At 55.3% G+C, this 14,106-nt stretch carries 11 protein-coding genes; 3 read left to right on the top strand and 8 right to left on the bottom strand.

The features are described from left to right. Nucleotides 1-249: 249 nt before the first annotated feature. Entirely contained in the window at nt 250-1,665 is a 1,416-nt protein-coding gene (locus FEM03_RS03915; protein ID WP_138084885.1) for a DUF1501 domain-containing protein, read from the top strand. A 91-nt stretch (nt 1,666-1,756) separates the two neighbouring features. Here FEM03_RS03915 and FEM03_RS03910 read toward each other — a convergent pair whose 3' ends face one another. The 8 genes from FEM03_RS03910 to FEM03_RS03875 form a co-directional block, all read right to left on the bottom strand. Then, the gene (locus FEM03_RS03910) at nt 1,757-2,554 is read right to left on the bottom strand and encodes an NIPSNAP family protein (protein ID WP_138084884.1); all 798 of its coding nucleotides are present in this window, start codon (nt 2,552-2,554) and stop codon (nt 1,757-1,759) included. Nucleotides 2,555-2,611: 57 nt separating this feature from the next. Continuing rightward, nucleotides 2,612-4,057 carry an aminotransferase-like domain-containing protein gene (locus tag FEM03_RS03905; protein ID WP_138084883.1) on the bottom strand — a complete coding sequence of 482 codons (1,446 nt, stop codon included), beginning with the start codon at nt 4,055-4,057 and terminating at the stop codon, nt 2,612-2,614. Between the two features lie 178 nt (nt 4,058-4,235). Beyond that, nucleotides 4,236-6,794 (bottom strand): ice-binding family protein, encoded by a 2,559-nt coding sequence (locus FEM03_RS03900; RefSeq protein WP_206170860.1) that lies wholly within the window; start codon nt 6,792-6,794, stop codon nt 4,236-4,238. Nucleotides 6,795-7,366: 572 nt separating this feature from the next. Then, complete coding sequence (locus tag FEM03_RS03895) at nt 7,367-7,945, bottom strand: transglutaminase-like domain-containing protein (protein ID WP_138084881.1); 579 nt, start codon at nt 7,943-7,945, stop codon at nt 7,367-7,369. Nucleotides 7,946-8,061: 116 nt separating this feature from the next. Then, on the bottom strand, nt 8,062-8,304 hold the full coding sequence (locus FEM03_RS03890) for a hypothetical protein (RefSeq protein ID WP_138084880.1): 243 nt from the start codon (nt 8,302-8,304) through the stop codon (nt 8,062-8,064). Nucleotides 8,305-8,848: 544 nt separating this feature from the next. Then, nucleotides 8,849-9,532, bottom strand: coding sequence for an SMI1/KNR4 family protein (locus tag FEM03_RS03885; RefSeq protein ID WP_138084879.1), 684 nt, complete (start codon nt 9,530-9,532; stop codon nt 8,849-8,851). A 64-nt stretch (nt 9,533-9,596) separates the two neighbouring features. Next, nucleotides 9,597-10,145 (bottom strand): GNAT family N-acetyltransferase, encoded by a 549-nt coding sequence (locus tag FEM03_RS03880; RefSeq protein WP_138084878.1) that lies wholly within the window; start codon nt 10,143-10,145, stop codon nt 9,597-9,599. Between the two features lie 48 nt (nt 10,146-10,193). Next, nucleotides 10,194-10,673, bottom strand: a complete 480-nt coding sequence (locus tag FEM03_RS03875) for a hypothetical protein (RefSeq protein WP_138084877.1) — start codon at nt 10,671-10,673, stop codon at nt 10,194-10,196. Between the two features lie 898 nt (nt 10,674-11,571). On the opposite strand from FEM03_RS03875, the gene FEM03_RS03870 reads away from it, so the two are divergent. Both FEM03_RS03870 and FEM03_RS03860 read left to right on the top strand, forming a co-directional pair. Then, the gene (locus FEM03_RS03870) at nt 11,572-13,581 is read left to right on the top strand and encodes an ATP-dependent helicase (protein ID WP_138084876.1); all 2,010 of its coding nucleotides are present in this window, start codon (nt 11,572-11,574) and stop codon (nt 13,579-13,581) included. Nucleotides 13,582-13,693: 112 nt separating this feature from the next. Beyond that, nucleotides 13,694-14,095: a HesB/IscA family protein gene (locus FEM03_RS03860; protein WP_138084875.1), complete on the top strand. Its 402-nt coding sequence runs from the start codon at nt 13,694-13,696 to the stop codon at nt 14,093-14,095. Nucleotides 14,096-14,106 lie beyond the last annotated feature (11 nt).

The following is a 14,106-nucleotide window of genomic DNA, read 5'->3' as shown; positions in this document are numbered from 1 at the left end:
TGGTTATGTTGCGAATCTTTAGAGCACCAAAGCCGGGGCGCACCGTTGTTGGAGCGGGCCTTCAGCCCTATCCGATGTTATCTGGCAAACCTTGGGCGTTGCCCAAGGCTGTCATGACGCCGCACCTTCGGCGCTCATGGGAAGCATCTTTAACTTCGCGGGGGCTTCGAGGCTTTGGGATGGTGTGCCTAACTCAACAGAGACTGAAGGTGTAACTCCGTAGAAATAACCTAAGAGGGGATTTATTTTATGAACAAGCTATTGATTTCACGTCGGGAGGTTTTGCAGACGATGTCTTCGGGCATTGGATGGCTGGCGTTTTCGGCTTTGGCTGCTGGGAAGGCGAATGGGAATGGGAATGGTGTGGAGGGCGGCGTTGGGCTGCCGCATTTTCCGGCGCGGGCGAAACGGGTGATTTTTTTGACGATGCGCGGTGGCCCGTCGCATGTGGATTTGTTTGATTACAAGCCGGAGTTGATGAAGCAGGCGAAGTTAGGTCGCGGATTGGAAGGGGGAAGGTTGCTGGGACCGGCGTTTCCGTTTGCGCAGTTTGGGAAGTCGGGTCAGTGGATGACGACTTTGTATCCAAAGCTGTCGGAGCATGCGGACGATTTATGCATCATTAACTCGATGCATACCGATTTGCCAAATCATGCACAGGCGTTTGTGCAAATGCATACGGGGAGTTTCCAGTTTGTGCGGCCATCGATCGGGGCATGGACGCTGTATGGATTGGGATCCGAGAACGAGAATCTGCCGGGGTTTGTGACATTGAATCCACCGGCGGACAACGGTGGCGCGCAGAATTATGGCAGCGGTTTTTTGCCGGCGAAACATCAGGGGACGAGGATCGGCAGCGGTCAGTTGCCGGATTTGTATGCGGCGTTGATGAAGCGCGAGGCGTTGCCGGGTCCGCCGATGAAGAACATTGAGCGAAGGGCGGGAGTTTCAGAACGAGCGCAGCGCGCGCAGTTGGACCTCGTGCGGGGATTGAATGAGGAGAAGCTTCGGCGCGATGGGGTGAATCGCGAGGTGGAGGGAGCGATTGGGGCGTTCGAACTGGCGTTTCGAATGCAGGCGGAGGTGCCGGAGGTTTTGGATATGCGCGATGAGCCGGAGTCGATGTTGAAGCTTTATGGGATCGGCGCAGGGAAGGGTAATGACCAGTTTGCGCGGCAGTGTTTGCTTGCGCGGCGCATGGCGGAGGCGGGGGTTCGGTTCATTGAGGTGACTTCAACGGTGCAGTGGGATCACCACAATTTGTTAAAGGATGGGTTGGCGAAAAATTGTGCGGCGACGGATCAACCGGTGGCAGCGTTGCTGACGGATTTGAAGGCGCGAGGGATGCTCAATGACACGCTGGTGGTGTGGGCGGGTGAGTTTGGGAGAACGCCGTATGCGCAGAATCTGGATGGGCGCGATCACAACCACAAAGGCTATTCGATCTGGATGGCGGGCGGCGGCGTGAAGGGCGGATTAACTTATGGGGCGACGGATGAGTTTGGGCATCGGGCGGTGGTGAATCCGATGCACATCCATGACTGGCATGCGACGATGCTGCATTTGCTGGGGCTGGATCACAAACGGCTGACGTTTGATTATGGGGGAAGAAACTTCCGGCTGACGAATGTGGGGGGTGAGGTGGCTACGGGGATTTTGGGGTGAGGAGGTTACCTTAGTCCGACGACACGTCGGACCTCCATGGAGTGCCGACGTGTCGTCGGCAAAAACTCAATGCCGTTTGCTCCGTAGGTCGCTACTCAATCGGCGAAAAATCGACGGCTTTGAGATAGACGGATTTGACGCCGTCGGGTTGGGGGATGGTGAGGGAGCCGTCTTTTTCGCTGAGACCTTTGGCGGCGATCCAGTCGGGGTCCTTGCGGAAGTTGGTGAAGGATTCAAGTCCGGCTTCCTTGCTGTTGTGGAAAAGAAGGTAGATGAGGGTGTTGTCTTTGCCTTTGTCGGCATCAGACGGGGTCCAGTAACCAAGGTGGGACATGCCGTATTTGCTAAACAGCTTCATCGTGTGGTTGGTGAAACGGGCATGAAGGTTGTCGAGATTGCCAGGTGTGGTGGTGTAGGTGCGGAGTTCGAAAACGCGGGGAGTGGCGCTTTTGGTGATCTCGATTTTTGGGGAGTAGGCGGTGATGTCGAGGAAGATGGACTCGGGTGGTTTGGCGAGGATTTTGCCGTTGACTTCGCTGGCCGCGAGGGCGGATTTCCAGGCGGGGTCCTGACCGAAAGCGGCGTAGGAAGCTTTGGCGGCTTCGCGTGACTTGTGGGAGAGGAGGTAGATGAGTGTGGTGTCGGCGCCGTCTTCTTTTTCGATCGGGGTCCAGTAGCCGATGTTGGTGATGCCGTGTTTTTCAAACAGGCCAAAGGTGTGATCGCGGAAGCGGGCGAGGAGATTGGGAAGCTTGCCTTCGTTGGTGGTGTAGATGCGCAGTTCGTAGACGGGAGTGGCACTGGCAGAAGTTTCGGAGGCTTGAAGGGCTGAAGCAGTGAACAGGGGCATGGCGGTGGCGAGAAGAAGAAGGCGGGAGAGGAAGTTCATGGAGGCGTGGTTGGATGCTGAATGGAAATGATTAACGAATGGCGAGGTGAAAAGATGTCAGCGAAGTTGATGATGGATCATGCGGGTGAGTTGCGCGACGGCTTTTTCCATGGCGGGATTCCATGGATGGCCGCAGCTGATGCGCAGGTGATGTTTGAACTCGGCAGCGGGTGAAAAGAGATGGCCGGGGGCGATGCTGATGCCGGCTTCACGAGCTTGATGGAAGAGGGCGAGAGTGTCGACTTTTTTAGGGAGTTCGACCCACAGGACAAAACCGCCGGTGGGTTCGCTGATGTGGGTGTCGGAGGGAAGTTGCGCGAGAAGGGTTTCGCGCATTTGGGTGACTTGATGGTGGAAGGCATTGCGGAGAGTGCGCAAGTGGTGATCGTAACCGCCGTTTTTGAGGAACTCGGCGATGGTGAGGGCGGGGAGTGGAGCGCTGCAGAAGTTCTGCGCGGTTTTGAGCTGGATGATTTTGTCTTGATAACGGGAGGCGCTCAGATAGCCGACACGATAGCCGGGGGCGAGGGTTTTGGAGAAGGAACCGCAGAGCAGAACTTGGTGGTTTTTGTCGAGGGACTTGAGCGTGGCGGGGCGTTCGCCGTGATGTTGGAGGTCGCCGTAGATGTCGTCTTCGATGATGGGGATTTGATGCTGGGCGGCGAGGGCGAGGAGATCGCTGCGGTTGGAGTCCGGCATGAGGCTGCCGAGGGGGTTGTTGAAATTGGGCATCACGACGATGGCAGCGACGCGGTCACGGCTGAGGATTTTTTTGGCTGCGTTGAGGTCGAGTCCACGTTGTGGGCAGGTGGGCACTCCAATGGCGCGGAGTTTGAGATGGCTGAGGATGGTGAGGACGCCGTAGTAAGTCGGCGATTCGATGAGCACCGTATCGCCAGGTTGGGTGGTGACGGAAAGGGCGAGGTGCAGGGCTTCGGTGGCGCCGTTGGTGATGATGAAGTCGTCGGGAGAAAGCGCGCAACCCCAGTCGAGGGAGCGGCGGCTGAGTTGCTCGCGCAAGGCGGGACAGCCGGGAACGGGATCGTAACTGATGGATTGTTTGGTGTGACTGCGGGCAATGGCAGCGGTGATGCGGGCGAGTTTGGTGCCGGGCAGCAGATCGGCACTGGGATTCGCTCCGCCCATGGGGACGAGGTTTGGATTGGCGACGTCGTGAACCAGCGACATCAAGGGCGGGAATTGCGCAAGGCTTTTGGGCTGAAGCTGGCGGCGCGAGCGGGCGGAAGGGCGCAGTGGGGCATCGAGATCGGCCCGCACGAAATAGCCGGACTTGGGTCGCGCTTCGATGAGGCGGCGATCTTCCAGGGTGACATAAGCCTGCAGCACGGTGGGGATGCTGACGTGATGTTGGGCGCTGAGGTGACGAACCGAGGGGATGCGGTCGCCGGGTTTGAAGGTGCCTGCTTTGATGAGATTCTGGAGACGGTCGGCAAGCTGGAGGTAAAGCGGTGCGTCGGCGCTATGGCTTTTGCTGCTGTGCATGTGCACAGATTAGGGGGAGGAGGTTGGGTTGTCGATGGGCTATAGAAGAAAGCTGCTCAGGTTTCTCATTGCTTAAATGCTTTCACCCAACTCCCTGATGAGGAAGCCGCACACGGTCTCTTGGATGCGGCCAGTCGCCTCCACCCATTGTGAGCAGGGGCGACACGCGTAAGGAATGTCAGAACTTCCAGTTCAGGCCAGCGGTCACGAGGTGCTGGGTATCGTCGTTGCGGCCGATGTTCGCGTGGTAGTAGAGGCTGATGGTAACGTTGCTTCCCAGCAGCATGGAGACGCCGGCTCCGGCATACAGGGAATCGCTTCCCTGTTCCTCGGTGAGATAGTCAAAGCCAGGTCCGTTGCCGCTGTCCAAGGTGCTGTGGATGGTGTCTCCACCCTGCATGAATTCATGTTGCCAGAACATCCGCAGTTCGGGCACGAGAGTGAGCCCCTCATTGATCACACAAGCGTAGGCGACTCTTCCGCCGATGTAGGTGCGCAGACTTTCTGCGGTCGTGTCATCGACTTGAAGATTGAGGCTGTCCGCACCGCGTTCGGTGAATCCATTGAGCTTCAGCCGGGTATACTGGATGCTCGCGGCTGGACCAAAGGTGAAGTTTCCTGCGTGGAAGTCGTAGCCGGTGCCAAGCATGAAGAAGACTTCTGAGCCGTCAGGGTTGCTGGTAGCGGTGCGATCCAGCGTGGCCCATTGGATGGGGCGATGGATTGAGTAGTCGGTCTGACCATACCCGGCGGCGCCATGGGCGTAGAAGCCTTCGAAATCCACGGTGGCATAGGCCCCCAGGCGAACGGTTTCCAGATCGATGCTGCCGCCATTGTCATAATCGCCCCAACCTTCCTGATAGCTGGTGAACAGGCCGATGGAAAGATGTTGAGAGAGGGCGTAGTCGGCACCAATCATGAATTCGCCACTCTCAAACGATTCGCCGGGAGTGAGACTCATGCCCCCTTCGGAGAACATGCCGGTGCCCTGCATCCAGACGTTCCAACGGGTCTCATCTTCCAGCGGCCCTGGTGCTAGAAGGATGGGTTGTTCCGCATACTGCACCCGCCTCGCGTTTTTGCCGCCGGAGGGCTGCACCGATCTGGCGCCTTTGCCGCCTGCCTGCTCGATCTCGCCCTGTTCTGCTGGCGCTTCGTTTTGCGCCTGATTGCGGCGACGATTGCCCAGGCGTCTTGATCCCAATTGTTGGCTGAGGAGCTGACCCTGGGTCTGACTAAGTTCAATGCCAGTCGAAATCGCGGAGGCATAATAACTTGGCATGATGGCTTCGAAGGCGGCTTCATATTGGTCCGTCGTCAGCACATCCAGAGCGAGCGTGACCTCGCCAATGTCTCCGTCTTCGACTCCGATCCATTCATCCAGCGCGATGGCTACGCGAGTCTGATTCGGAGTTTCAGCCACCAGCGTGTAACTGGCGGGTGCGACCAACAAGATACCGACGTTATCTTCGATGATAAATCTTCCACGATACAGATCGCTATTGGGCATCAGTATCTCATCAAAACTGCCAATGATATTACCTGCCACCAAAAAGGGATACTGCTGGCCATATTCAAACGAATAGTTTCCGAGGCTGAGCACATCCAGTGTGCCGCTTAGTGAGGCGGTTCCCGTGACGATCAGCTGGTCGAAACTGGAATCACCGGAGATCTCAATCTGCAGGGTTCCCTGCGGGGTTTGAGTGTAGTCGCCATCGATGGTGAAGGTGCCCACGCCGTGATCACCAGGGGCCACGGTGCCTGCATTGTGCACATCGCCAATGATTAGACCGGTGCCGCCAAGCAGGGCGTTGGGCAGAACATTCACGGCGGAAGCTTTCAGAGTTCCATTCACATAGAGCGCCCCTTCGTCAACATAGGCCGTGCCTCCCACATCAATGAAGCTGTCAGTCACCAGTTCCCCTGCACCCACCTTATGCAAATCTCCGGGTGTGATGACCGTGCCGCCACTGACGTTGCCTGTGCCGCTGGCCACATCAAAGATACCGCTCGCCACCACCAAAGTGTCGGTGACCACGACCGTGCCGCCGCCGTCAAATTCGACGGAGTCGACAACGGCGGGAGCCCGCACAACCACGATGGTATTGTTCAGCAAAGTGACGGCTCCATTCAGCGCCAGCAACCTGCCTTGAACGGAGGCCCCATCGTTGACGGTGATGGAGGTGAAAGCCAGAATGCTGCCTGCAAAATCGGAGTCCGAGCCAAGCGTGGCCGAGCTGCCCACCTGCCAGAAGACATTGCTGGCCAGTGCACCGTTGATCAGATTGACCAGGCTGTTGCTAGCGGTGGTGAGTGTGGATCCCATCTGGAAAATCCATACCGCGTTCGGGTCCCCAAGGGCATCGAGCGTTAACATGCCGGTGATGTCAAACGAACTGGAGTTAAAGTGCACGCCCGCAAACAAGGTCTGCCCTCCCAAGTCGGTGATCGGCGTGTAGGTAACGGTGGCGGTCTGGCCGGCTGCATTGTTGTAGGCGGTAAGCAAGGAGGCCTTGGCAGATACGGTAACCGCATTGCCGCCGTGATTTACGCCGGTGACGAAAACCGCGTTTTCCAAGCCAGTGATGGAGAACGTGGGCGCCGAGCCAATGTCCCCATTAATGACAGTCGAGTTGATCGCCCCCGATATGGTGATGCCTGAACCGGCAAGCACCGCAAAGTCCGTTGCCGATCCCAGCTCGATGGGCGCCGCGCAAAGATTATCCCCTTCAATCATCAAACTTCCCGTCATCAATGCTCCGAAGATTCCTCGAAGCAACCCTGCAAGCCTAACCGAGCGTGTAGTTATCATATTATCGAATTTAATGGTTAATAAGCCGCCAATTAAATCGAAGTATGCTCACGAAGCGGATAATAGATAGGATCATTATTCCATCTTAGAAAAAATAAGGCGACTACCTATGTTTGCGGTTTCATGACAAGAATTGCGGAGTTAGTGGAAGGAGTGGTTGATATCTCCAACGATGCCGCCAAAATAGAGTGTTTAGCTAAATTTGGAATAAGGTTAATAGCTCGACAAAAGATAACTCGCTTGAACATCGAGTTAACTTGAGCCGCCAACTTATTTCGGTCACCATCGTCGTTGGCGCAGTCGGCTCGGTTGATTGCGAAGGTTTGGGGTGAGGTGATTGAATCTAACGGAACTTCAATGACTCGGAACTCAACGGGTTCAACGTATGTTAGATAAGCAGGATTGGATGGGCTTGTTTGAGGGTGCCTTGACTGGGGCGGTAAGGTTGACCGTCAGCGAGACGCGAATCTTTCAACAATCGAAGCCAATTTTGATGGTCAAACCTCTGGTGCGAAATCCGGCAGGTTCGCACGAACGTCGGCGGCGGTTGTCCATTGTCGAAGGGTTGACACCACACAAGTCATCGCATCTGGGAATATCCCCGGGACGTTCATTTCACCTTTCAAAGTCGGAGAGTATGGCAAACTTTCGACGGGCGGGGTGAAGTCGGAAAAGATGCCGGGCTTGTTGCCACGTGGGTCAACCCGATACCATCCATGACGCTTGAGATGAACAGCAACCAGTCCGTGCAGAAAGAAGCTGGAGGCGGTGTCATCAAAGGCCAACCGCTGATAACAAAGAGCGGTCGGAATGCTACGAGCCCGCAGCAATGCGGCGAGCAGATGGCTCTTCGCATAGCAGAATCCAACGCGATGTTTCAGAACGTCGGACGCCGTGTAGGTAACGATTTCGATTGGATGGTCCGAACTGTGGCGCACGGCATCACGAACCCACATGAAACAGCGGCTGGCGACATCCTCATCGTCGATGGCGTCGCCAGCGATCTCCACAGCGGCAGCGACAATGGTCGGATGGGTGCTGTCGATGATGTCTGTGGGTTGGAGGAACTCATTCATGAGATGTCAGGGTCGGAGGAGTTTCAAACTTGGATGAAAGACAAGGCATTTGAAAGAAAGATTCGACATGAAAGCCCGGAGACTTTCTTGCCGTGACTTATCTGATTGCGCTTTACTTAATGGGCATCACTGATGATGGCGGCGATTTCGCCCGCTTCACGCTGGACGTCACCGATCAGAATGGCGAGATATGACAAATCCTTGAAGGCACTGGCAGTCGAACGGCCAGATGCGTCTTCCGCGAGAAAAACAACGGTGTGCCTGCTCGGGACCACCGTGGACGTAATCTCGGCGTAGTGGTTGACGCAGCAGAGGTAGGCAGGACAATCGCTGCCAGGGTGCAGTCCAATCTGATTCATTGAAATCCTGTGAGCGGCGATTGATGTTCAAGGCGTGTCCTTGTCTGTCACTTCGAAAAGGTTGTTCAATTGGTTCGCCCGTTGGTCTCAGACTCGTTGGGATTGCCACATCTTCTCCTAGGGCATGGCTGAAAGACGAAGTATGCCAAAAGAAGATATCCCAACCCTCCGAGTGCAAATCGAGGGCCATAAGAACATGGGAATCGACCGAACGATACTTCTGACACGTCGGGAGAAATGAATGCGGTGTGCGTCGTTCCTGGGGCAAGACTCGCAATGTAGGATGCGGTCTTGGATGTCGATCGATCAAAGGAAAAACGTTGAAAAATGCGATCAACCCGCTCTGAATCTCCTGAGTTTTTAAAGCGAATTTCACCGAAAGTTCCGGCGTCCCAGAATCCCATTCTCCTTGGCTCAAGGGTGTGCGATATAACTGTCACCGAAACCGCCGACCAACCAAACGTTCGAAGCTGCCGCCAGAAGTCGGACGAGCTGCTCAGATAGACGAGACCCAAAATGGCGGAGAGAATGGCAAAGACGCGAGTCATGGTTGCGGTGGATCAGCCTGTCTGTGTTGGTCCTTGGTCTCACGCGCGGCTGCCAGCCCGCTGCCCACCACCCCCTGTTCGGCACCAATGTTTGCCCACTGTGTGTTCTTCTCGGCATATGGACTCCCGAATAGCTGCTTAATAACCTCGTCAGAATCCCAAGGGGCGTGAAGCGCAACCTTCGTGACTGTGGCTCCTCGAAAAATTCTAGGCTCTCGCTTGGTTAAGTGAGATAGCCTCTGCACCCAATCATCAGGTAGCAACTCACCATAAACTTCGATCACCTGCTCAATCATCTCCACCATGGGCGCAACTGAATCCTCTCGCGCTGCTGCGGCAAAAGTTGTTGCGGTGCGAAAAATGGCACCAGCCAAGGATGGCGCATAAAGCCAAGCAAATCCGTCCTCATGGTCGCACAAAAGGATGTCTGGCTCACCGAATCGGCTTAAACGGCCTTGTAACCAGCAATAAGGATCGCCCGAGTAGTCCTGGGCAAATGGAAACAGACCAGGCAACGTAGGTCGGCTGAAATCGGGGAACTGCCAATTCGAACGGTCCTCATCAGCCATCCAGTCGAAATCCCAGAGACGCAGGCGATGGGCGAGCATACCCATCTCTCTAATGCGTTCATAGTAGGGAGGTGGGTAAAAATCGCATTCTTGCATGGCTTGTAGGTTCATCTGTGAACTGACGGGTGATTTGACCGATCCATTGCGTGTTTTTCTGTATGGTTCAATAGCCTGTCTATTTGCTTTCTCTGTCTATCTGTTGGTGTTTTTCATTGAGCAAGGATTCGCACCTCGTAGTCAGTCGCGTCGTCAGAAGTAGACGCTTGCGATCTTCGAGACCGAAGCTGCGGTAGAGCGATTTGGCGGCAACACTGTCTGCTCCGGTCTCCACATGTATCGCCAGCACCCCACGGCGACGGCAATCAGCGAACGCCGTTTCCAATGCAGTCCTGGCTATCCCGCGCCGTCGATGCCTCGCGCTCACGAAGAGGTCGTCGATGAACGCATCTGAACCACCAAATTCCATGCTCAGCCGAAACGTGACCACCACATAACCCATCGGCTCCTCACCCTCGGACACGATCCACGCAATCCCACGGGAGCTATCTCGCAACACCACCGAAAACGCTTCCGCGGCCCAGCGGGCATCGAGCGCATAATTAGACTCCGCATAAAACTCACGCATCATCGCCACAAGCGCGGGAATATCGGTCAGAACGGCAACTCGCGTGGAGATCATCGGGATTTTGTCTAACGACAAAGTAAACGCGGCGGGCGCATTCAACTTTGCTTTCAGGACCGACGTCAACGCCTGCTCGCGTTCAACGACTGGTTATTTCGCCTCTTTGGATGTGCCCGCAAGTTGGCCAATCCATGTGATGTTCGGATCATCGTAATTCGTCCGTGGTAGTCCGAGTTCATCGCACACAACGCATCGAAATGCGTGAAGTCTCTCCATCGGATTGAATGTATCGCCATCTCTGAGCCCGAGCGCATCCGTGAAGGTGTCGACGGCTTTCTGTGGATTCGCACAGAAGACGATCATGCCGTTCATTGCCGCATGTGATTCAGAAAGATCCCAGGTGTGAGGATTGGTCGGCGGTTTTTTATCGAAGCTCATGTTGGAATAGCAGTGATCCAACACCTCGAGCGCTTTCAGCAGAGCGTCCCTTCGGGCGGACATAAATTCGTGACGTCGCTTAGCGCGATTGTCCATAAAGCGAAATACGAATTGCGAGATTACGGTCAAGCATGTTCCGGCAATCGCAACGGCAGCTGCGATCCATGCGGCAATGAGTTTTGCGTCGTCCATGAAAATCGTCTAAGTAATTAATGGCCTGCGAAATAAAAGTCGGTTAATACGTCGTTTTGAAGATTAATAGCACACTATATCCTTCAAATTTGAAGATTTTTCGAGAGTAGATCCGATTTGGCATACAAATAACACGGATTTTCGGGTGTTATTCTTCAAAAATGGAGATTTGCGCGAGAATCGAGAGGTGGTTTTCGGGGATTGTCGGTGCTGTTTGTCTTCCGGTAATCAGGGATGCCCCCCGCTTCATCGCTCTTGGTCGTTCGTGGCCTAGTGCTTTTGTGTGAGAGGAATACCACCCGCACAAAAACACCCATTACTCGTGTTCCACCGAGGCGTCTGCTACGCGGAAGGGGGAGTGACGGTGGTGTCTTCGAAACGATGTTCGATGCCCGATGTCTGATGTCTGATGTCTGATGTCTGATGTCTGATGTCTGATGTCTGATGTCTGATGTCTGATGTCTGATGTCTGATGTCTGATGTTGCGGATGATGCGCGAGGTTTGATAGGCGGAGATCATGGCGGGGCCTGCAGGGGTGCGCCCGGAACGTTGGATGAGGCGGGCGATGCTGGCGAGTGGCTAAATGAAGGGCAAGTTTGTTGCAAGCGGGTGGTGGATTGTATTTGTTGATGGGTTGGGTGCTGTCCGACAACACGTCGGAACTCCATGGGGGGCCGATGGTTCGTCTGCAAAAGCTTCCCGGTTGGCGAATGGGGCTTTCGGGACGCTGCACGTGGCGGTCCGGGTGGTGCACGTTGTCTTTCGAATGCAGCTTGCGCGATCCCGGGTGCCGACTGTCTTGTTCCAGATGGGGGCTGGCGGGAATGAGGGATGAATTGCTGCTTGAGTCGGGACGGAGTCGGGACATTGTGGGCGGCCTGATTGTTCTGATCTATTATGGCGTTTGATTATTCTCTTCTGAATGTGCAGCAGCGTGAGGCGGTGAAGACGATTCATGGTCCGGTGTTGATCCTGGCGGGGGCGGGGACGGGGAAGACGCGGGTGATCACGATGCGGATTCGCTACATGGTGGAGGAGGGGATTTCTCCTGCGAATATTCTGGCGGTGACGTTCACCAACAAGGCGGCGAATGAGATGCGCGAGCGGGTGGGGGAGATGCTGGGGGCGGCGAAGAGCAAACACATCACGCTGGGGACTTTCCATGCGTTTTGTATGCGGTTGCTGCGGGTTTATGCGGAGAAGATCGGGTATAAAAAGAATTTCGTGATCTACAGTCAGGGAGAGCAGCAGGGGCTGGTGAAGAAGATTTTAGGGAGGTTGTTGACGAAGGAGGAGACGTTGGATCCGTCGATGGCGTTGATGCGGATCAGCAAGGCGAAGAATGATGGGTCGACCTTGGGGAATCCGGAGCGGGATCTGGATGCGGCGGTGATGCAGCAGTATGGGGATGATTTGAGGTCGTTGAACGCGATGGATTTTGATGATTTGCTGCTTTATGCGGTGGAGTTGCTGGAGCAGCATGATGAGGTGCGCGAGGAGGTGCGGCAAAAATACAAATTCGTGATGGTGGATGAGTTCCAGGACACGAACACGCTGCAAATGAGGTTGTTGCGGGCGCTGGTGGGGCCGCCACACAACATTTGCGTGGTGGGGGATGATGACCAGAGCATTTATGGCTGGCGCGGGGCGGACATCACGAACATCAATGATTATGAGTCGTTTTTCCCGGGGGCGACGGTGATCAAGCTGGAGGAAAATTACCGGAGCACGACGGCGATTCTGCATACGGCGAACAGTCTGATCAAACACAACCTGGGTCGGCGTGGGAAGAATTTGTGGAGCAAAAATCCGGGGCATGAACCGGTGCGGATGGTGATCGTGGAGGATGAGAAGGAGGAGGCGCGCATCATTGCGGATGAGATGATTGAGCTGCAGACGAAGAAGGGGGATACATGGGATGACATGGCGGTGCTGTTTCGGACCAATGAACAAAGCCGGGTGCTGGAGGGGGAGTTTCGCAAGAGGAAGATTCCGTATCGGATCATTGGCGCGCGCAGCTTTTTTGATCGTCGCGAGGTGAAGGACATCATCGCGTATTTGACGGTGATGGTGAACCCGGATGAGGACACGAGTCTGCTGCGGATTCTGAACACGCCGACGCGGGGAATTGGCAACAGCACGGCGCAGCTGGCGCGGCAGCATTCGATTGACAATGGGTGCAGCGTTTTTGTGGCGATGAAGGATCCGGAGTTTCAGGCGCTGTTGTCGGAAAGAACGAAGACGCCGTTGCTGGAGTTCATTGAGATGATGGATAGGTATGGCGACATGGCGCGGACGAATTCAACGGCGTATGGGGTGATGGCGGAGCGGTTTTTGCATGAGATTGCTTATGTGGATCATTTGCGCAAGGGGGCGAAGGAGCCGGATGATTCGGCGGTGGCGGAGAACGGGATGAAAATGACGATTGATGCATTGCATGGGTTTGACGCGCGTCGGAGGGGTGATGGCATGCAGGCGTTTTTGGATGAGATCAGTTTGAATGATGATCGGGAGGACAAGGATGACATCGAGAAGAAGACGGGGGTGTGTTTGATCACCATGCATGCGGCGAAGGGGCTGGAGTTTCCGGTGGTGTATCTTCCAGGGCTGGAGGAGGGGATTTTGCCGCACAAGCGTTCGATTGATGAGAATCGCAAGGACGAGGAGCGGCGGCTTTTTTATGTGGGGATCACGCGGGCGAAGCGCCGACTGACGCTGAGTTACGTGCGGTATCGGATGAAGTGGGGTCAAAAGCAGACGTGCATGCCGAGCAGCTTTTTGAAGGAGCTGGACCGGACTTATTTGGAGGAGTTTGACCATGCGGCGTTCATGAAGGAGGAGATCGAGCCAGACGATGCGCTGGATTATTTTGCGAAATTGCGGAAGGAGATGCTGGAGGGGGGGTAAGGTCTTGTTCTTGGTTCTTGGTTCTTGGTTCTTGGTTCTTGGTTCTTGGTTCTTGGTTCTTGGTTCTTGGTTCTTGGTTCTTCGGGGCAATTCCTCCTTGCATCGCGGCGAAATGACCGAACGTTGGGGGGTGACTGAATCTGCACCCACGGCCCCCGCACCGACCTACAAGCTTGGCAATGAGAAGCTGATCAAGGTGTTGCCGAATGCCTCGAACCGGCTGCTTGGGCTTTTGAAAAAGCAGGGGCGTGCGGAGCATGGGGCATTGCGCATCAAGGTGATCGGTGGTGGATGCTCGGGATTGCAATACAAGATGGACCTGGTGGATGGCCCGGCGAACCGCGACATCATGGTGGTTTCCGCCGAGGTGCGGGTGGTGATTGATCCGAAAAGTGCGTTGTTTGTTTCCGGCAGTGAGCTGGATTACAGCGACGATTTGCAGAGCGGCGGATTCAAAGTGAAGAATCCGAATGCAGTGGTGACCTGCTCCTGTGGGGAAAGTTTTGCGGCTTAGGACCAAGGCCT

It is taken from the genome of Phragmitibacter flavus, from assembly GCF_005780165.1.
Lineage (GTDB): Bacteria > Verrucomicrobiota > Verrucomicrobiia > Verrucomicrobiales > Verrucomicrobiaceae > Phragmitibacter > Phragmitibacter flavus.
Note: the sequence above shows the minus strand (reverse complement) of the source record. Positions and strands in the feature narration are given on the sequence as shown.

Bases quoted from the DNA above. Each gene is read 5' to 3' on its own strand.
- FEM03_RS03915 (WP_138084885.1), top strand. From the start codon at position 250: ATGAACAAGCTATTGATTTCACGTCGGGAGGTTTTGCAGACGATGTCT.
- FEM03_RS03910 (WP_138084884.1), bottom strand. From the start codon at position 2,554: ATGAACTTCCTCTCCCGCCTTCTTCTTCTCGCCACCGCCATGCCCCTG.
- FEM03_RS03905 (WP_138084883.1), bottom strand. From the start codon at position 4,057: ATGCACAGCAGCAAAAGCCATAGCGCCGACGCACCGCTTTACCTCCAG.
- FEM03_RS03900 (WP_206170860.1), bottom strand. From the start codon at position 6,794: ATGATTGAAGGGGATAATCTTTGCGCGGCGCCCATCGAGCTGGGATCG.
- FEM03_RS03895 (WP_138084881.1), bottom strand. From the start codon at position 7,945: ATGAATGAGTTCCTCCAACCCACAGACATCATCGACAGCACCCATCCG.
- FEM03_RS03890 (WP_138084880.1), bottom strand. From the start codon at position 8,304: ATGAATCAGATTGGACTGCACCCTGGCAGCGATTGTCCTGCCTACCTC.
- FEM03_RS03885 (WP_138084879.1), bottom strand. From the start codon at position 9,532: ATGAACCTACAAGCCATGCAAGAATGCGATTTTTACCCACCTCCCTAC.
- FEM03_RS03875 (WP_138084877.1), bottom strand. From the start codon at position 10,673: ATGGACGACGCAAAACTCATTGCCGCATGGATCGCAGCTGCCGTTGCG.
- FEM03_RS03870 (WP_138084876.1), top strand. From the start codon at position 11,572: ATGGCGTTTGATTATTCTCTTCTGAATGTGCAGCAGCGTGAGGCGGTG.
- FEM03_RS03860 (WP_138084875.1), top strand. From the start codon at position 13,694: ATGACCGAACGTTGGGGGGTGACTGAATCTGCACCCACGGCCCCCGCA.